This window comes from Burkholderia sp. USMB20 (assembly GCF_000949135.2).
Classification (GTDB): domain Bacteria; phylum Pseudomonadota; class Gammaproteobacteria; order Burkholderiales; family Burkholderiaceae; genus Burkholderia.
This window is the reverse complement of sequence record NZ_JTAN02000002.1, coordinates 22,385-41,725: the sequence shown is the minus strand read 5'-3', so window position 1 is coordinate 41,725 and position 19,341 is coordinate 22,385. Positions and strand designations below refer to the sequence as shown.

Sequence of the window (19,341 nt, the reverse complement as noted above, 5' to 3'; positions counted from 1 at the left end):
CTTAATTAGTAAATGTTGCAAAAGATAGGTCATGATACATAAAACTGGATCGAGAAAAAAAGACAGGGTATTCCCCTGTCGCGCGAGCGATGGCAGCCGTCCTGAAAGGCGCCGGACAGCCGGCATGGCCGGCCCGGGCCGGCCGCTTCCCGTCTCCGGTCGACGGCATGGGCGGTACGGTAGTATTGCGATTCGATGGAACCCCGATGCACCTGAACAAGCGGCCATGTCCGATATTTCCTCCTCTCCCGGCGCCGGCCAGGCGCTCGTCCTGATCGCCGAGGACGAACCCGAGATCGCCGAGATCCTCACCGCGTATTTCGCGCGCAGCGGCCTGCGCACCGTGCACGCGGCCGACGGCCGCCGCGCGCTCGAACTGCACCTGTCGCTGAAGCCCGACCTCGTGCTGCTCGACGTGCAGATGCCGCACGTCGACGGCTGGAAAGTCCTCGCCGAGATTCGCCATCGCGGCGATACGCCGGTCATCATGCTGACCGCGCTCGACCAGGACATCGACAAACTGACCGGCCTGCGCATCGGCGCGGACGACTACGTGGTCAAGCCGTTCAACCCCGCCGAAGTCGTCGCGCGCGCGCAGGCCGTGCTGCGCCGCTCGATGGCCGGCTCGCGCCAGGAAGAACAGCGCGTGCTGCGCGCGGCCCCGTTCGAGATCGATCTCGAGCATCACGAAGCGACGGTCGAGGTCGACGGCACGCGGCACACGCTCGTGCTGACGCTCACCGAATTCAAGCTGCTCGCGCAGCTCGCCCGCACGCCGCGGCGCGTGTTCAGCCGTGCCGAGCTGATGGCCACCTGTCTGCCGGAAGGCGACACGCTCGAACGCACGGTGGACAGCCACGTCAGCAAGCTGCGCAAGAAGCTCGACGATCTCGGCATCAACGGCGTGCCCGTCAGCGTGCGCGGCGTCGGCTACAAGCTGTGGAGCGGCGAGTGAAGCTCGACGGATTGAGCCGGCAGATCGCGCTGACGATGGGCGCGATGGCGTTCGCGGTGACGCTGCTGGTCGTGCTGACGGCCTACGGGTTCTACTACCTGCTGTACCTGTACCAGCCCGCGTCGTTCGAGCAGACGAACTGGATCCCGACCGGCCCGGAATGGGTGTGGCTGATCGCCACCACGGCGGTCGGGCTCGTGCTGTCGGTTGTCGTCGCGATCCACTTGGCGCGCCGCATCCTCGTGCCGCTGAACTCGGTGACCGACAGCATCCGCCGCGTCGCGCGCGGCGATCTCGGCGCGCGTGCCGTCGCCGGCGATCGTTCGCTGCACGAAGCGGCGCTGCTCGCCGACAATTTCAATGCGCTCGCGAGCGAGCTGCAGCGCGTGACCGACGAACAGACCTTCTGGAACGCCGCGATCGCGCACGAACTGCGCACGCCGGTCACGGTGCTGCGCGGCCGCCTGCAGGGGCTCGCCGAAGGCGTGTTCACGCCGAGCGAAGCGCAGTTCCGCAGCCTGCTCACGCAAGTGGAAGGGCTCACGCGGCTGATCGAGGATCTGCGCGTGGTCAGTCTCGCCGACAGCGGCCACCTGAGCATCGAGATCCGCGAAGCCGATCTCGCGGCGGACATCCGCGCGGTCGTCGACGTGTTCGCGCACGCGCTGCAGGCCGCCGGCCAGCATCCGGTGCTCGATCTCGACGCGCGGCCGATGCGCTGCGACCCGGTGCGGATCCGTCAGGCGCTGCTCGCGCTGCTGGAAAATGCGCGCCGCCATGCGGTGCCCGGTGCGATCCGGATCGAGACGCGCATCGAGGGCGGGATGTGCCGGCTGCGGGTCGAGGACGACGGCCCCGGCATTCCGGCCGACTTCGCGCCGCACGTGTTCAAGGCGTTCCGGCGCGTCGACGATGCGCAGCCCGGCGGCAGCGGCCTCGGGCTCGCGGTCGTCGCGGCGATCGCCCATGCGCATCGCGGCGGGGCCGTCTGCACGCCGGCGGCCGGCGGCGGCACGCGGTTCGAGGTGTATTGGCCCGACCATCTCGAGCCGACACCCGATGAACGGCGCTTTCCGGCGCAGTCGGCCGCGCCGTCGAACCCGCTTCCGGGCGCAAGCGACTGATCCGGCCCGGAGCCCCGCCCGCCGGGCCATTGCATCGAATGGCTGCACGCGCAGCCTTGTTCGTCACGCGTTCGGGTCACGCCCCACGCGTTCGAGCGGCGGCTCGAATTCCAGCAGCGTGTACTCCGCGACCGACACCGTCGATTGCCCCGCCGGCCCCTTCACGACGACCGCACGCACCGCGCCGGCCCGGTCGAACTTCAGCCGCGTGCCGGCGCTCACCTGACGCAGCGCTTCCAGCTCCTCGACCCGCGTGATCGCGAGCTTGCGCACCGCGCCGGACACGTACACCGGCAGGAACACGAGCGCGATGAAGATCGACACCGTGTCCTTCGACGCGCTGTCCAGCACCGGCTGGCCCGACAGCACGCGCGACAGCGAGGTCGCGCTGACGAAGATCGCGAGCACCGTCGCGCCCGCGCCGAGCGACGAGAAGCGCTCGGCCGCCTGCTTGGTACGCGCCTTCACGAGCGCGCGCGCCGGCGCGGACGGCACCAGCCATTCGCGCTTCGCGCCGTAATACCCGGCGATCCCGAGGAACAGCGTCATCGCACCGCTCACGATGAGCGCGCTGAACAGCGCGTCGAGCATCACGCACACGAACTCGAGCACGAACACGGCAAGCAGCGGAATCAGCAGCAGCCGGAACGAATAGCCGTCGCGGCCGTGCCCCTGGATCCACCATTTCACCGGCTGGAGTTGCCAGAAGCGGTTGTCCCGGTGGCGTGAAAGTCGTTGTTCCATGTCCGTCCATTCCCGACTGTGCGATTGCGCCGCGTCACTGCATCATGACGGCACCGGCGTCGAAACGCGTTCGACCCATGCCGTGCGTCGTGTCCGTGCGCGGCCATCCCGCATCATGCCGCAACCGTTCGTGGAAAACCCGCACGGCGCCCCGAGCCGGCACCCGAATGCGGCGAAACCGAACACCGCAGGTTATCGATTGATCCAAAAGATTCAATAGACGATGCCTCCTCCGGCGCGCGATGCTGGCCCGGCCAGTGAACGCGGCGTCATTGCAACGACGCGCACAAGAATGGAGTGAGACACATGCCGACCGATCACCGTCAACGACGCCACACGCTGTGGCTGCTGTGCGCGCTTTCGTTCATCCTCTACGTCGACCGCGTGAACCTCGCGACCGCGGCCGGTGCGATCAAGGCCGAACTCGGGCTGTCGAACACCGAACTCGGCATCGCGTTCTCCGCGTTCGCGTATTCGTACGCGATCTGCCAGATCTTCGGCGGCTGGATCGCCGACCGCTTCGGCGCCCGCATCACACTGATCGGCTGCGGGCTGATCTGGGTCGCGTCGACCTTCATGACCGGGCTCGTGCACAGCCTCGCGCTGCTGTTCGCCGCGCGCCTGCTGCTCGGGATCGGCGAAGGCGCGACGCTGCCCGCGCAGGCCCGCGCGATCACGCACTGGTTCACGCGCGAACGGCGCGGCGTCGTGCAGGGCTTCACGCATTCGTTCTCGCGGCTCGGCAACGCGGTCACGCCGCCGATCGTCGCCGCGCTGATGACGTGGCTGTCGTGGCGCGCGGCGTTCTTCGTGATCGGCGCGGTGACGCTGGTGTGGCTCGTGTGGTGGATCGTCGGCTTTCGCGAGTATCCGGTCGGCGGCAGCGGCGACCACGACGCGCACCGCGCACGCGCCACCGCCGCCGCCACCATCGCCGCCCGGCCGACACCGGCGCCGGGTCCGACGCCGTGGGGCCCGCTGTTCCGCCGGATGGCGCCGACGATCTTCGTGTACTTCTGCTACGGCTGGACCGCCTGGCTGTTCTTCACGTGGCTGCCGACGTTCTTCCTGAACGGCAAGGGCCTCGACCTGAAGTCCACCGCGCTGTTCGCGTCCGGCGTGTTCTTCGCGGGCGTCGTCGGCGACACGCTCGGCGGCTGGCTGTGCGACCGCATCTACCGCAAGACCGGCAACCTCGCGCTGTCGCGCCAGAGCGTGATCGTCGCGAGCTTCACCGGCGCGCTCGCCTGCATGCTGCCGCTCGCGTTCGTGCATTCGACGGCCGGCATCACGCTATGCCTGTCCGGGTCGTTCCTGTGCCTCGAACTGACGATCGGGCCGATCTGGGCCGTGCCGAGCGACATCGCGCCGACGCACGCGGGCATCGCGAGCGGGATGATGAATGCGGGTTCCGCGATCGCGGGGATCCTGTCGCCGATCCTGTTCGGCTATCTCGTCGACCACACCGGAAGCTGGACGGTGCCGTTCGTCGGGTCGGTCGCGATGCTCGTGATCGGCATCGTCGCCGCGCTGCGGATCCGGCCGGATCGTGCGCTGTCGGCATCGACGCCGTCGCTCGCCGAAGCGCCGGCCGCGCCGTCGGCACGCTGACGCGGGGTGGCGGCGGTTCGCCGCGCGGTATCGGGCTTGGTCCTGCTCGGCGTGGATTGTCCCGACCTGCCCTGATCGCCGTCATCACGCACCGCGAGCGAAGCTCGCCGGTGCGTGACGCCGCAACGTAGCCGCCCCGCCTTCCATCAATCGCCCGCGCCCTGGCCGCCTTCCCGATGGAACAGCGCCAGAAACTGCTGCGCCGGAATGCTCAGCGGCCGATCACGCCGCACGAGGCTGCCATACGACGGCAGCTTCTGGTCGAGTTCGTAATCGATGATCGCAACCAGCCCGTGCTCCGCGTTGCGCTGCGCAACTGTCAACGGAATCACGCCGAGCATCCGCGAACGGTCGACGAGGTTCATCGTCGTCAGGATCGACCCCGTTTCGACGAGCCCGCGCGGCATCGGCTGGTGACGCGCGCGGAACTCGCGCTCGACCACCTCGCGCGCCGGGCTGCCGGCCGGCTGCAGGATCCACGTGTAGTCGAGCAGCGCGTCGAATTCGACCGGCCCCGCGCCCGCGAGCGGATGGTCGCGGCCCGCGATGATCGCGAGCGCCTCGTCGTCCACCACGCGGAAGTCGCAATCGGTGCCGACGTTGCGGCCGATCACCACCTCGAGCACGCCTTCGCGCAACTGCGGCATCAGCCGGTCGCTGGTATCGACCGCGATGTCGATCGCCAGCAGCGGATAGCGCGCCTTCAGCTGCACCAGCGCCTCGGTAAGCCGCCCCGGCGACGCCGCCATGATGCTGCCGATCGCGAGCCGCCCCGCGCTGCCGAGCTGCAGCTCGCCGAGCTCGCGATTGAGCGCCTCCATGCTGCCGCGAATCCCGCGGAAATAGCCGAGCACGCGCTCGCCGGCCGGATTCAGCACGAGCCCGCGCCCGACGCGATCGAAGAGGCGCTGGCCGAGCGCGCTTTCCAGTTCGGCCAGCATCTTCGTCGCGGCCGGCTGTGTGAGGCCGAGCTGCCCGGCGGCCGCGCGCAGCGTCGAGCATTCATCCACCGCGAGCAGCAGCGCGATCTGCCGCATCCGCAGCCGGTTCAGTAATTGGGGAGTCGAGTCTCGTCGATCGATCGAGCCCATTTCGATTACTCCAGGTTATCGATTCATCAAGAGTTTTCAATTTACCGACTCATTCCGTCTACCTAGCATGAACCCCATACACCAACGGCCACACGCCGCCACCGGAGACACCGCATGAACATGCAACCGCCCGCCGCCCGCCACGGAGACGCCGCATGACGACCGCCGCCGCCGTGCCCGCCGCTGCACTGCCCGCCGCTTCACTGCCCGTCGTCGCGCTGACCCTCGGCGACCCCGCCGGCATCGGCGCCGAACTGATCGCGAAACTGCTCGCGCGGCCCGACGCGACGTCCCGCGCGAACCTCGTGCTGATCGGCGACCGCTGGCTGTGGGAAGCCGGCCAGCGCGTCGCCGGCGTGACGGTCGACGTCGAACCCGTCGCGTCGCTCGCCGCCGTGCGCGGCCGGCCGTCCACCGCGCGCGCCGCGTTCGTCGCGCTCGACACGATCGATCGCGCGCAGGTCACCGTCGGCCAGCCCGGCGCGGCCGGCGGCCGCTCGACGCTGACCGTGCTCGACCGCTGCCTCGACGCCGCGCTCGCCGGCGACATCGACGCGATCTGCTTTGCGCCGCTGAACAAGTACGCGATGAAGCTCGGCGGGCTCCGGCACGACGACGAGCTGCACCACTTCGCCGCCGCGCTCGGCGTGACCGGCTACTTCTGCGAATTCAACACGCTCGGCGAGCTGTGGACCGCGCGCATCTCGTCGCATATTCCGCTGAAGGATGCGGCGGCCCAGCTGAGTGTCGAGCGAATCGAACAGGCATCCGAACTGATCTACCGGTCGCTGCTCGCGAACGGCGTCGCGGCGCCGAAGGTCGCGATCGCCGCGTTCAACCCGCACGGCGGCGACGGCGGCAGCTGCGGCCGCGAGGAAGTCGACATCATCGAGCCGGCCGTGCGCAAGCTGCAGTCGCGCGACTGGCCGACCGACGCGCCGTTCCACGGCCCGTTCCCCGCCGACACGATCTTCCTGAAGGCGCAGGCCGGCGACTACCAGGCGATCGTCACGATGTACCACGACCAGGGGCAGATCGCGATCAAGCTGCTCGGCTTCTCGCGCGGCGTGACCGTGCAGGGCGGGCTGCCCGTGCCGATCACGACGCCCGCGCACGGCACCGCGTACGACATCGCGGGCCGCGGCACGGCCGACGTCGGCGCGACCTGGCAGGCGCTGCAGATCGCGTGCCGCATGGGCGCCGCGCGTCGCACCCCCACCGCTTCGGCGTGACGCTCGCGCGCCAGCCGCACACGACACACACGACAACATCGATTCCAGGAGACACCTACATGAAGATCCGCTCCGTGCGCGCCCGCGTATTCCAGTGGAAAGGCAAGACCGTTCCGCCGCAGGGCAACTTCTGCTCGAACGCGATGGACCTGCTGTACGCGCCGCAGGAAACCATGAGCACGTTCCGCTTCCATGCGTGGACGGTCGTCGAAGTCGAGACCGACGACGGCATCGTCGGCCTCGGCAACGTCGCGCTCGCGCCGCACGTCGCGAAGGCGATCATCGACCAGTACCTCGCGCCGCTCGTGATCGGCCAGGACCCGTGGGACTACGAGTACCTGAACCAGCGGATGTACCGCGCGACCCATGCATGGGGCCGCAAGGGCATCGGCATGGCGGCGATCTCGGCGGTCGACATCGCGATCTGGGACATCCTCGGCAAGAGCGTCGGCAAGCCGGTGTTCAAGCTGCTCGGCGGCCGCACCAAGGAGAAGATCCCCTGCTACTACTCGAAGCTCTACCGCACCGACCTGAAGGCGATGCAGGAGGAAGCGCGGCAATACCTGAAGGAAGGCTTCCGCGCGTTCAAGATGCGCTTCGGCTACGGGCCCGCGCACGGCCAGCAGGGCGTGGTGGAGAACCTGAAGTCGGTCGCGGCGATCCGCGAGGTGATCGGCTACGACAACGACCTGATGCTCGAGTGCTACATGGGCTGGAACCTCGAGTATGCGAAGCGCATCCTGCCGAAGCTCGAGAAGTACCAGCCGCGCTGGCTCGAGGAGCCGGTGATCGCCGACGACATCGACGGCTACGCGGAGCTGAACCGGCTGACGAGCATTCCAATCTCGGGCGGCGAGCACGAGTTCTCGCTGTACGGCTTCAAGCAGCTGCTCGACCGCAAGGCCGTGTCGGTCGTGCAGTACGACACGAACCGCGTCGGCGGGATCACGATGGCGCACAAGATCAACGCGCTGTGCGAGGCGTACAGCGTGCCGGTGATTCCGCATGCGGGCCAGATGCACAACTATCACCTGACGATGAGCACGCTCGCGTCGCCGATGAGCGAGTACTTCCCGATGTTCGACGTGGAAGTCGGCAACGAGCTGTTCTATTACATCTTCGACGGCGAGCCGGTGGCCGAGAACGGCTTCCTGCAGCTGCGCGACGACGTCCCGGGCCTCGGTCTCACGCTGAAGACCGAGTTCCTCGACCAGTTCGACATCGTCGAGTGAGGGCGCCCATGAACGCACGCTACCAGGGCGTCTTTCCGGTCGCGCCGACGATCTTCGACGCGCATGGCGCGCTCGACCTCGACGGCCAGCGCCGCTGCCTTGACTTCATGATCGATGCCGGCTCGCAAGGCATCTGCATCCACGCGAACTACTCGGAGCAGTTCGCGCTCGGCGACGACGAACGCGACCTCATCACGCGCACGACGCTCGAGCACGTCGCCGGCCGCGTGCCGGTGATCGTCACGACGTCGCACTTCAGCGCGCGGATCTGCGCGGAACGCAACCGCCGCGCACAGGCACTCGGTGCCGCGATGGTGATGGTGATGCCGCCGTATCACGGCGCGACGTTCCGCGTGCCCGACGCCTCGATCCGCGCGTTCTTCCGCGAAGTCGCCGACGGCCTCGACATTCCGCTGATGATCCAGGACGCGCCCGCGAGCGGCGTCGCGCTGCCGGCGTCGCTGCTCGCGACGCTCGCGCGCGAGATCGACGCCGTGTCGTACTTCAAGATCGAGACGCCCGGCGCCGCGTCGAAGCTGCGCGAGCTGATCGCGCTCGGCGGCGACGCGATCGAAGGGCCGTGGGACGGCGAGGAAGGCATCACGCTGCTCGCCGACCTCGATGCCGGCGCGACCGGCGCGATGACGGGCGGCGGTTATCCGGACGGCATCCGCCGCATCACCGACGCGTATTTCGCCGGACGCCGCGACGAAGCGTGCGAGCAATACGCGCGCTGGCTGCCGCTGATCAACTACGAGAACCGCCAGTCGGGCTTCCTGACCGCGAAGGCGCTGCTGAAGGAAGGCGGCGTGATCGCGTGCGACCGGCCGCGCGCGCCCTGGCCCGAACTGCATCCGCAGGTGCGTGCTGGCCTGCTCGACGCGGCACGGCGGCTCGATCCGCTCGTGCTGCGCTGGGGCCGCTAGCCATCGTTTCGTACCCGCAACGCGCGTTGCGTTGCGCATCGGCGTGACGGCGGCCCGACAGAAGGCCGCCGCCGCTCATCACATGGATCGGAGACACCATGACTCTGCTGAACCCCGCCACCCCGGCCTATGAAGCCGGCGATGCCATTCCGCGCCGCCGCTGGCTGCGCGTGATTCCGCCGCTGCTGCTCGCCTGCATCGTTTCGTACATGGACCGCGTGAACATCGCGTTCGCGATGCCGGGCGGGATGAACGCCGAACTCGGCATGAACGCGACGATGGCCGGCCTCGCCGGCGGCATCTTCTTCTTCGGCTACCTGTTCCTGCAGATTCCGGGCGGCCGGCGCGCCGCGCTCGGCAGCGGCAAGAAGTTCATCGCGTGGTCGCTCGTGAGCTGGGCCGTTCTGTCGGTGCTGACCGGGCTCGTCACCCATACGTGGCAACTTTTGGCGCTGCGCTTCCTGCTCGGCGTGGCGGAAGGCGGGATGCTGCCGGTCGTGCTGACGATGGTCAGTCACTGGTTTCCCGACCGCGAACGCGGCCGCGCGAACGCGATGGTCATCATGTTCGTGCCGCTCGCCGGCATGATTACCGCGCCGCTGTCCGGCTTCATCCTCGCTGCTTACGACTGGCGTCACCTGTTCTACAGTGCCGGCGCGCTGTCGCTCCTGTGCCTGTTCGCGTGGCTGATGTTCGCCGACGACAGCCCGGAAACCGCGCGCTGGGTGTCGCCGCGCGAGAAGGCGTACATCCTCGACGCGCTGCGCGACGAACAGGCGCGCAAGCAGGCCGCCGGCACGCCGGCCGCCGCGTCGTTCGGCGCGATACTGCGCAACCCGACGATCTGGCTGCTGATCGCGATCAACTTCTGCTATCAGGTCGGCATCTACGGCTATACGATGTGGTTGCCGACGCTGCTGAAAAACCTCACGCACGGCGGGATGGGCAAGGTCGGCCTGCTCGCGATGCTGCCGTATGTCGCGATGGTGATCGGGATGTTCGCCACGTCGTATTTGTCGGACCGGACCGGCAAGCGCCGCCTGTTCGTGCTGCTGCCGCTCGTCGGCTTTGCCGCGTGCCTCGCGCTGTCGGTGCTCACGCATGCGTCGATGATCGTGTCGTTCGCGTTCCTGATCGGCTGCGGCTTCTTCCTGCAGGCGGCGGCCGGCGTGTTCTGGGCGATTCCGCCGAAGCTGTGCAGCGTCGAGACGGCCGGCAGCGCGCGCGGCCTGATCAACGCGCTCGGCAACCTCGGCGGCTTCTGCGGACCGTATGCGGTCGGCGTGCTGACCCAGCACGTGAGCGCGGCTGCCGGCGTGTACAGCCTCGCCGTCACGCTCGCGGTGGCCGGCCTGCTCGCGCTGACGCTGCCCAGGCGCTGCGAAGACTGACCGGACACGCACCGACACCGACGCGCGCACGCGCGAACGAATCAACGGAGACACACCATGAACGACATCCTGTTGCTGGTGCAGAAATGCGCCCACACCTTCAGCTTCTACGACCTCGAGACGAAAGCCGCGCTCAAGCACATCGTGCTGCCAAACTTCCCGCACGAGTTCACCGTCGACGTGAACGACCGCTTCGCGTACGTCGGCATCTTCGGGATCGAGACCGCGTGGTCGCGCGGCCATGAAGGCGATCACCGGATCGCCGAGATTGACCTCGTCGAGCGCACGCACACGCGCATGCTCGACCTGTGGCCGTACTACCGGCCGCACGGGATGGCGGCCGATCGCGACGGCCGGCTGTACGCGATGAGCGAGGCGCACGACATGCTGCTCGTGTTCGACGCGCCGACCCGGCAGGCCGTGCCGAACATGGCCGTACCGTCCGGCGGCGTGAAGACGCACCTCGTGACGCTCACGCGCGATGCGAGCCGCGCGTACGGCGTGCACCTGCTGTCGAACACGGTCACGCAATTCCATCCGCGCGACGCCACCGTCGCGCCGCGTGCGGTGATGCCCGGCCCGCGTCCCGAAGGCAATGCGCTGTCGAGCGACGAGCGCACGCTGTTCGTCGCGAATCGCGGCGACGACACGCTCGTCGAGATCGACACCGACACGATGACCTGCGGCCGCCGCGTGAAGACCCGCAGCGATCCCAACCGCATCTACCGCACCACCGCGCCGGACGGCCGCGACCTGCTGCTGCTGACCAATTCCGGCGAGCGGTCGATCTCGGTGTTCGATGCACGGCAGCTGGAGGAAATCGAACGCGTCGCGCTGCCCGCGAACCCGACCGCGCTGTCGTTCCATCCGTCGCGGCGCGTCGCGTACGTGTCGTTCCAGGACGACTACGTGCGCGAACTCGATCTCGATGCGTGGCGGTTCGTCGGTGCATTGCCGACGCTGCGCGAACCGGATGCGTCGTATGTGCTCGCCGGCACGCGCTGAGCGGCGCGACGACGCACCGCCGCCCGACGCGATGCCGGCGGCGCTCGTCGACGCGCATCACCACCTTTGGCAGCTCGGCGCGGGCGCGCACTACCCGTGGCTGCAGGACCGGTACGATCCGGCGCACTTCATGTTCGGCGACTACGCGGCGCTGTGCCGCGATTTCGGCGTGGACGACTACCGGCACGCCGCGCAACGCGCGCCGCTCGTCGCGAGCGTGCACGTCGAGGCCGAACGGGCGCGCGACGAGGCGCTCGCGGAGACGCGCTGGCTGCACGAGGTCGCGGCCGCGCACGGGCTGCCGTCGGCCGTCGTCGCGTGGGTCGACCTGCTGGCCGACGACGCGCACGAGCGGCTCGCCGAACAGGCCGCATGGCCGCGCGTGCGCGGCGTGCGGTTCAAGCCGCGCACCGCTGCGTCGCCGGACGCGGCCGTCGACGGGCCCGGCACGCTGCGCGACCCGCGCTGGCCGGCCGCGCTGGAACGCCTGGCCGCGCATGGCCTGAGCTGGGACCTGCGCGTGCCGTTCTGGCATCTCGGCGACGCGGCCGCGCTGCTGGCCGATGCGCCCGGCGTCGACGTCGTGCTCGAACATGCCGGGCTGCCGTGGGACCGCTCGGACGCGGGGCTCGCGCGCTGGCGCAGCGGCATGGAAGCGCTCGCCGCCTCGCCGCGCGCGACCGTCAAGATCTCCGAACTCGGCTTGCGCGATGCGGTGTGGAACGACGCGGACAACGCGCGGATCATCCGCGACACGATCGCGATATTCGGCTGGCAGCGCTGCCTGTTCGCGAGCAATTTTCCGGTGGCGGGGTTGCGGGTGTCGTATCCGGCGCTGCTGCGCACGTTTGCTCGCGCGATGGCAGACCTCGACGATGCGGCGCGCCGCGCGATCTGGCATGACAACGCGATGCGTGTGTACCGGATCGCGTGAGCGGGCTTGACGCATCGGCCGGATGGCCAGAATCGTACGTATCCGGTTGACCGCAGGATGATTCGAAAGGTATACGAAAGCATTGCGCTTCGCGCGTCGATGGCCTTTCGAGTCAACCCATCCGGCATGATCAACCGCAATGGAAACACGGCCGGCTTCGCCGCGGCCGGTACACTTGGCGACATGAGCCACTTTCGCATTACCTATGACGGGCCGGCACTCGAATCGTCCGAAATGGACGTGCGGGAACTCGCCCCCGCCCTTCTCGCCGTCGGCGACTTGCTCGAGGCCTCGGCCAAGGCGCTCTGCGGAGACCAGGTTCGGCCACAGGTGAACGTCCGGGGCAGCTTCAAGACCGGCAGCTTCGGCATCGACTTCACGCTCGCGAACTCGCTCCTCGGCAGAATGCGCGACATGCTGAGCGGCAGCGAAGGCGCGGCACTCGCCAATGCCGTCACGATTCTGACCGCGCTCGGCATTGCCGGCCCGAAAGTCGGAAAGGGCCTGTTCGCGGTACTCAAGTGGTTACGCGACCGCCCGATCCAGCGCGTTCGGATGAACGAGCGCACCGCCGCGCTGCACGTCGATGGCGAAACGCTCGAGATCGAACTGTCCGTCCTCACCCTGCTGCGGGACGTGAGTGTCCGCGAGGCGACCACCCGTGCGCTCATGCCGCTTTCGCGCGACGGCGTGACGATTTTCTCGGCCGGCACCGACACGGACGTGTTCGAGACCGTCACCCGGGACGAGGTCGACTGGTTCCGCGTACCCGAACAAGCCAACGTACCGATCCTCGACGAGTATCGCAAGATGGCGTTTTCGATCGTGTCGCTCGCGTTCAAGGACGACAACAAATGGCGTCTCTACGACGGTGCCGCCACGATCCACGCCGCGATCACCGATGCGAATTTCCTGACGCGCGTGGACAACAACCAGATCAGCTTCAGCAAGGGCGACGTACTCGTCTGCAGCGTGCGCGTACAGCAGTGGCAGACCGCCGACGGAGCCAAGACCGAATACGAGGTCACGAACGTCCTCGAGCATCGTCCGGCCGCGCGGCAAATCCAGTTGCCCGGCCTTTGACCGGCATGCCGCGCTCGTGAATCATGCGCTGCATGCCATCGAACCCGCTCTCGAACGCGCTCCGACCATGCCCCCTGCGATCCGCCTGCGCCCGGCGTCTGCCGCCGACCTGCCGTTCCTGCTGAGGCTGCGCCGGCTCACGATGACCGAGCATCTGCAACGCGTCGGCGCGCCCACCGACGACGCAGCGCACCACCAGCGCATCGTGGCGAATTTCGACGATGCGATGATCGTCTGCGAAGGCACGGATGCCGATGCCGACTCGATCGGCTTGCTGAAGGTGACGCGCGCCGCCGACGAATGGCACGTCCACCAGATCCAGATCCTCCCGTCGCGACAAGGCCGAGGCATCGGCGAAGCCGTGCTGCGCGAACTGCTGAGCGAAGCCGCGCACGAGCCCGTGCCCGTATCGCTCAGCGTGCTGCACGGCAACCCGGCGCGGCGCCTCTACGAACGGCTCGGGTTCCGGCTCCGTTCCGAAACGGACAGCAGCGCGAACCTGATATGGCACGCATGACGCCGTGCGGCCCGGCCAGCCACTCACGTAGCGCACCGGACGCCGCCGACGCAGCCCCCCGCCGCACACCTCGCAAAAAAAACACGGGCCCTCCCGCCGGGAGGGCCCGCTTGCAGACCGTCCAGCCGGACGATCAGTCGTCGTCGCGGCTCGCCACCTTCTGCGTCACGCCCCTGAGCTTCGGATACGGCTGCGATCCCATCATGCCCTTCCACAACACGCGGTTGAACTGATCCGCCGGCACCTCGTCGGCATCGTCGAAATCGAACTTCGCCGTCACCTTCGCCCAGTACGCCGCATCATGCTTCGGCGTGACGTCCGGCCCGGCCGCGTAGTGCAGCAGGTTCTCGCCCGCCCCGTCGGCCAGGCGCAGCCCGGTGCCCTTCAGCGCCGTCGACGCGACGGCCGTGTAGGTCCACGACGCCGGGCCGTGCACGTCGAACACGTCGGTCATCGGCCGCTGGTACGCGGTATTCAGGTTCATGTGCTGCGTGCCGAGCACGTCCTCGATGGTGCGCAGCGCATTGACCTGGCTGTAGCGCGTCCGGATCACCGCGCCCTGCTTCACGTACGGCCCGACGATGTACGCGGGCCCGCGATGCGAATCCACGTGGTCGGGGCCGTCCTGCACGTCGTCCTCGGTCACGACGATCAGCGTGTCGTTCGCATACGGGCTTTTCGCGACGGCTTCGAGCAGCCGGCCGACCGCCAGGTCGTTGTCCGCCTGCTGCGTCTCCGGCGTGTTCACGCCGGCGAGCGCCGTGCCGAACGCCCCCATGTGATCGTGCGACAGGCGCACCAGCGACAGCGTCGGCAGGTTGCCACCCGCGACGTACTGGTCGAACTCGCGTTTCCACTCGTCGAGGCGCCACTGGTCCGGATAGTTCTGGTCGAACCCGCGGAAATACACGTCCGTCATCGACGCGAGCCGCGGGTCGAGCGCCGCGGCCTGGACGACGCCGGCCGCGTGCGGATCGACGATCGGGTTCGCGGCCGTGCCGATGCTGCCGACGTTGTTCACGAGGAAACCGTAGTTGCGTACCGTGCCGCCGCCGGCCAGCACCGCGTCGAAGATGTAGCCGCGCTGGCGGCCGAACGGCGCGTCGGACGACGCATGGTTGCCGGTGCCGGGCAGCAGGTTCGCCGCGCCGCCCGGCAGGGCGGCGGCCGCGTTGCTGTAGTTCGTGGTGCCGGCCGGGCCGGCCGCCGCATCGCGCTGCTGCACCGTCTCCCAGTTCACCGGCACGTTGCGGTTCGTGCCCTCGCTCTCATACGACAGGCCGCGATTGACCGCCGCGTAGTTGATCTGCTGGGTGATCGTCTCGGTGTTGGTGACGCGCCCCTGCAGCGCCCACGACCAGCCGTCCATGCTGCCGTCGCCCGGGTTCATGAAGTTGTCGAGCGTCACGAACTGGCTCGCCAGGCGATGGAAGTTCGGCGTGATGTTCCGGCCGAACTGGGCGAGCTTCGGATCGCCGTTGGCGCCGTTGCCGATGTCGCCGAGCACCTGGTCGAACGTGCGGTTTTCCTTCACGACGTAGATCACGTGCTTGATGTGACGGCGCAGGAAGCCCATCACTTCGTTGTCCCTGTCGTTGTCTTCCGGGCGATAGAAGTTGTTGCGCGCGGCCTGCTGCGTCAGCGTCGGCAGCTCGTGGGCCGCCGGTACCGGCGCGCTCACGAGCGACGCGCGCTCGAGCTGGAACTGGTATTCGTTCGACGCGCGCGACGCGGCGGCCTGCGCGGGCGTCGCGCCGAACAGGTGGTCGGGGTTCGGGCCGGTGGTGCTCTTGCCGTTCACCACGTACATCCACGTGCCGTCGGCGCTGAACGTCACGTCGTGCGGCTCGAACGCGGTCGGAATCAGGCCGGTGACGCGATACGCGCGCTCGCCGACGAGCGGGATCACGGCGATTTCGTTCGCGCCGGCATTGGTCGCATACAGCGTGCGGCCATCGCGCGACAGCGTGACCGCGTACGTCGCCGCGCCCGTGTGCGCCTGGCCGTGCGCCAGCACGCCGGCCGGCGCGCGCGCGTCGATCCGGGTCACGACCGCGTTGGTGTTCGTGTCGATCACCGCGACCTGGTCGGCGTTGTCCTGCGCGACGAACAGCCTCGATTGCGACGCGTCGAGCGTCATGCCGAGCGCATTGCCGTCCAGCTTGATGCGCTTGAGCAGGCGGCCGCGGGACGGCGACGACACGTCGATCGCGACGATCTCGCGATCGCGATCCGACGACACGTACGCGACGCCGTTGCCCTTCATCGCGACCGCGAACGGGAACGTGCCGCCGGCGTCGCCGCTGCGGCCTTCGTTGCCGGAGAAGAACGGCCGCAGGTCGTGCTCGTAGCGCACGTTGCGGGTCGCGGTATCGATCACGCTGATCGAGTCGTTGTAGTTGTTCGCGACGACGAGCGTCTTGCCGTCGGCCGACAGCGCGAGCCCGGCCGCGTTCGGCTGCACGCGAATGCCGACGCCCTTGCCGGCGTGGCCGAGCGCGATCGTCGTCGACAGCGCCCACGCGCCGCCCTGCTGCGCGTAGACGTAGACCGCATCGTCGCTGCCGCCGGTCGCATAGAGCGTGCTCCCGTCATGCGAAAACGCCAGGCCGACGAACGCGTTGGTCTGCTGAAGCACCTGCCTGAGCACCGGGCGCGTCTTGTTCGCGCCCGCGACGTCGTACAGGAAGATGAATTGCGTCGAGGCCGCGGTGTCGACCGAACCGTCCGGCTTGTACAGCGAGTTCTGGCCGGCGGTGATGATCGCCAGCGTCTTGCCGTCCGGGCTCAGTTGCGAGCGCACGGCTTCTCCCGCGACGAAATGCGGATAGGCCGGCAGCCCGGGATTCAGGAATTGCTGGACTGCGCCGCGCACGGCGAGCGGCGTGACGAACTGACCGCTCGGCACGCGGGCGGCATCGGCGGCGTCGAAACCGTCCGCATGCGCGTGCGACACAAGCAACACGGCCGACATGACGGCTCCGAGCCGGAGCGCGCGCTTGACCTGGCTATTTTTCATAGGAATCCTCTGTACTGATGGGGCGATTACCGTCTGACGTGTCCGGCATGATCCTGGCGTTGTCTGCCCGTGTCGCGCGGCGGCGAGGGCCCTTGCCAATCGATCGAGTGCATTGCGTCGACGATTGCCGACGTGCCGGCATTACATCGCCGCCCAATGTCAAGCGGATGACCGGCTCCGTTGCGGGCCGGCTTCTTACACATCGTTACAGCGAAGGCATTTCGATGACAGCCATCGCGGTGTCATCGTGGCCGTGAGGGGCTCGCTCTCAAGGCGTCCACCGGTAAACGGTGATGCTGTTCCCTTTCACGTTGTTCTTCGTCACCACGTACTCGCCGTTCGCGCGACGGTATGCACGCACGCTGTACATCGCATCGATCGCGCTGCTGGTATCCACGGTCGCCGGGCTCGCGTTGACGAGCGTCGTGTCGAGATTGCCGGTGTCGAGATTGAATGCGTCGATGTTCGGCCACAGCGGCCCGCTGCTGCTGAACCAGTAGCCGACGAACAGGTGGTTGCCGGCCGCATCGATCGACTTCGCGCCGCTGTGCGGCAGCGTGATCACCGGGTTCGGCTTCGTCGTGTTGCCCGCGCGCCAGCCGTGATACACCTCGATGCGCGTGCCGATCGACGTCCAGTCGGTACTGCCGACGACGCCCTGCGCGAGCACCATCGTGTCGCTGTCGGCGAGATAGACGATGCGCGTGAGCGGCTGGATGCTGGGCGGCACCGGCGTCGGCACGCCCGGCCCCCACGACGGCTTGCCGCTCGCATCGAAACCGGTCAGCGGATAGTGATAAATGGCGCCGGTCTTGTCGAGGCCGGCCCATACGCCGCCGTTGCTGTCGAGGCTGAAGCCGGCCGACACGCGCCGGGTCGTGTTGAACGCGGGCCCGGGGATCGATCCGTCCGGAATCGCGACGTAGCCGTTGGCCGCGTTGAAGTGGAAGAAATAATAGACCGGCGGATTCTGCCCCGCCGCGACGAGGATCCGGTTCGCGCCGACCGACGTCAGCAGCCCGAAGTGCTCGTCGCGCTGCGTGTCGCCCATATTGATGCGCGGGTCCGACGGATACGTGAACGGATCGACGGTGTTCGCGACGAAGGTGCCGCCCGCGGTGCCGCTGTAGACGTGCGTGGCGCTGTAGAACAGCGCGCCGTCGGTGACCGGGTCCGGCGCGGCGATGCCTTCGAAATTGAGTGACTGCAGCGTCCACCGCAGGCTGCCGGTGCTGCCGTACGCGTGAATGTCGGTCGCGCCGTTGCGGCCGAGATCCCAGCTGCCACCCCACGGGTTGTTGAGCACGTACAGGTTGCCGGCCGTGTCCTTGCCGATGCCGGCCACGCGGGTGAAGCGCTGCGCGCCGACTTGCCCCTTGGTGCCCGTCGTCGTGTCGAGATAACCGCCGCGCACGCCGAACGTGCCGGCCAGCGCGGGCCGGCCCGCGACGGTATAGCGCTTGATGTTCATGTCGGGGCCTTCGTCGCCGACCATCAGCTGCCCCGTCGCCGCATCGAAACAGAGCGCAGACGGCTGCGACCCGGCGGCCAGCCGGATCGTGTTCAGCAGCGCACCGGCCGGGCTGAACTCGACGACCGCGCCCGCGCTCTTCTGCGCGACCCAGACGTTGCCCGCACCGTCGACGGCGAGCGCGCCGGGCGCCGATACGCCGATGTGGCGCTGCCACACGCCGTCGGTCGTGAACACCCGCACGCGATTGCCGTAGAAGTCGCTCGCATAGAGCAGCGAGCCGGCCGTGGCGAGCCCGGTGACGACGTCGATGCGCGGCTGGTCGGTCGCCGTCGTGACCTGAATCAGCTTGTCGCGGAACCGCGTCGCGCGGTTGTAGCGCCCGACCGCGCCGCTGCCGTATCCGTTGCCGGGCTGCAGCGCGACGAACAGCGACGTCGCGTTGCCCGTGATCGCGCTGCCCTGGAATTCGGAATGCGTGCCGATCGAGCCGGCGCTCTTGCCGTTCTGGTAGATCGCGACGCCGCCCTCGTCCTCGTCCCACATCGACGCGGTGTAGATCACGCCTTCGGGCGCGACCCACATCGAACGCGCGACGTTGCCGACGTGCGCGGCGAGCGTGCCGTACGTGTTCGCCAGCCAGTCGGTGGTGTTGCCCGCGTATCCGGCCGGCGCAATCGTGGCGATCGCGGCGGCGAGCAGCACGGCCTGAATCGGTTTTCCGGCGACCATGGCTGATGCTCTCCTGAATGGTGGAATCATTCACATGATGGGGCGGCCGGATGGTTTGAAATCGGCAGTGCGTAAATACTGCCGCCTAAATCATCCGGTGCAGTCGCTATTACATCGCGCGCGCATTCGATAATCGGCTGCAGCGAGAATAGCGTTATATAAATCGAAAAAAATTGCGGACCGACGGCGCAGACGGCGCACGCGATTGCGCGAGAGTGAATGACCACTTACGCGCGTACCTTGATATCGAGGAAATCCGGCGTTCGCCGACGGG

15 protein-coding genes are annotated in these 19,341 nt (G+C 68.2%); 11 read left to right on the top strand and 4 right to left on the bottom strand.

Annotation, left to right across the window (positions count from 1 at the left end; all coding sequences use genetic code 11):
* Window positions 1–226: 226 nt before the first annotated feature.
* The gene (locus PL79_RS02815) at window positions 227–955 is read left to right on the top strand and encodes a response regulator (RefSeq protein WP_044847497.1); all 729 of its coding nucleotides are present in this window, start codon (window positions 227–229) and stop codon (window positions 953–955) included.
* Window positions 952–2,079 carry an ATP-binding protein gene (locus PL79_RS02810; RefSeq protein ID WP_044847498.1) on the top strand — a complete coding sequence of 376 codons (1,128 nt, stop codon included), beginning with the start codon at window positions 952–954 and terminating at the stop codon, window positions 2,077–2,079. The genes PL79_RS02815 and PL79_RS02810 overlap by 4 nt, the downstream gene beginning before the upstream one ends.
* Window positions 2,080–2,142: 63 nt before the next feature.
* On the opposite strand, the gene PL79_RS02805 is transcribed toward PL79_RS02810, so the two are convergent.
* On the bottom strand, window positions 2,143–2,823 hold the full coding sequence (locus PL79_RS02805) for a hypothetical protein (protein WP_044847499.1): 681 nt from the start codon (window positions 2,821–2,823) through the stop codon (window positions 2,143–2,145).
* A 306-nt stretch (window positions 2,824–3,129) separates the two neighbouring features.
* Here PL79_RS02805 and PL79_RS02800 point away from each other — a divergent pair, with 306 nt between their 5' ends.
* Window positions 3,130–4,434 carry an MFS transporter gene (locus PL79_RS02800; protein WP_044847500.1) on the top strand — a complete coding sequence of 435 codons (1,305 nt, stop codon included), beginning with the start codon at window positions 3,130–3,132 and terminating at the stop codon, window positions 4,432–4,434.
* 146 nt (window positions 4,435–4,580) lie between these two features.
* Here the strand turns inward: PL79_RS02800 and PL79_RS02795 are convergent, their stop codons facing one another.
* Complete coding sequence (locus PL79_RS02795; RefSeq protein WP_044847501.1) at window positions 4,581–5,525, bottom strand: LysR family transcriptional regulator; 945 nt, start codon at window positions 5,523–5,525, stop codon at window positions 4,581–4,583.
* Window positions 5,526–5,680: 155 nt separating this feature from the next.
* On the opposite strand from PL79_RS02795, the gene PL79_RS02790 reads away from it, so the two are divergent.
* The 8 genes from PL79_RS02790 (at window position 5,681) to PL79_RS02755 (ending at window position 13,845) form a co-directional block, all read left to right on the top strand.
* Window positions 5,681–6,757, top strand: coding sequence for a 4-hydroxythreonine-4-phosphate dehydrogenase PdxA (locus PL79_RS02790; protein WP_044847502.1), 1,077 nt, complete (start codon window positions 5,681–5,683; stop codon window positions 6,755–6,757).
* A gap of 59 nt (window positions 6,758–6,816) precedes the next feature.
* Window positions 6,817–7,989, top strand: coding sequence for an L-rhamnonate dehydratase (locus PL79_RS02785; protein ID WP_044847503.1), 1,173 nt, complete (start codon window positions 6,817–6,819; stop codon window positions 7,987–7,989).
* 8 nt (window positions 7,990–7,997) lie between these two features.
* Window positions 7,998–8,915 (top strand): dihydrodipicolinate synthase family protein, encoded by a 918-nt coding sequence (locus PL79_RS02780; RefSeq protein ID WP_044847504.1) that lies wholly within the window; start codon window positions 7,998–8,000, stop codon window positions 8,913–8,915.
* A 98-nt stretch (window positions 8,916–9,013) separates the two neighbouring features.
* On the top strand, window positions 9,014–10,306 hold the full coding sequence (locus PL79_RS02775) for an MFS transporter (RefSeq protein ID WP_044847505.1): 1,293 nt from the start codon (window positions 9,014–9,016) through the stop codon (window positions 10,304–10,306).
* Window positions 10,307–10,363: 57 nt separating this feature from the next.
* Window positions 10,364–11,311, top strand: coding sequence for a YncE family protein (locus PL79_RS02770; protein ID WP_044847506.1), 948 nt, complete (start codon window positions 10,364–10,366; stop codon window positions 11,309–11,311).
* Entirely contained in the window at window positions 11,289–12,245 is a 957-nt protein-coding gene (locus PL79_RS02765) for an amidohydrolase family protein (RefSeq protein ID WP_044847507.1), read from the top strand. The genes PL79_RS02770 and PL79_RS02765 overlap by 23 nt, the downstream gene beginning before the upstream one ends.
* Window positions 12,246–12,371: 126 nt before the next feature.
* The gene (locus PL79_RS02760; RefSeq protein WP_052664798.1) at window positions 12,372–13,328 is read left to right on the top strand and encodes a hypothetical protein; all 957 of its coding nucleotides are present in this window, start codon (window positions 12,372–12,374) and stop codon (window positions 13,326–13,328) included.
* Between the two features lie 67 nt (window positions 13,329–13,395).
* Window positions 13,396–13,845, top strand: coding sequence for a GNAT family N-acetyltransferase (locus PL79_RS02755; protein ID WP_044847538.1), 450 nt, complete (start codon window positions 13,396–13,398; stop codon window positions 13,843–13,845).
* A gap of 133 nt (window positions 13,846–13,978) precedes the next feature.
* Here PL79_RS02755 and PL79_RS02750 read toward each other — a convergent pair whose 3' ends face one another.
* Together PL79_RS02750 and PL79_RS02745 are read right to left on the bottom strand one after the other, a co-directional pair.
* On the bottom strand, window positions 13,979–16,864 hold the full coding sequence (locus tag PL79_RS02750; RefSeq protein ID WP_052664799.1) for a bifunctional YncE family protein/alkaline phosphatase family protein: 2,886 nt from the start codon (window positions 16,862–16,864) through the stop codon (window positions 13,979–13,981).
* Window positions 16,865–17,132: 268 nt separating this feature from the next.
* Window positions 17,133–19,067 carry an SMP-30/gluconolactonase/LRE family protein gene (locus PL79_RS02745; protein ID WP_044847508.1) on the bottom strand — a complete coding sequence of 645 codons (1,935 nt, stop codon included), beginning with the start codon at window positions 19,065–19,067 and terminating at the stop codon, window positions 17,133–17,135.
* Window positions 19,068–19,341 lie beyond the last annotated feature (274 nt).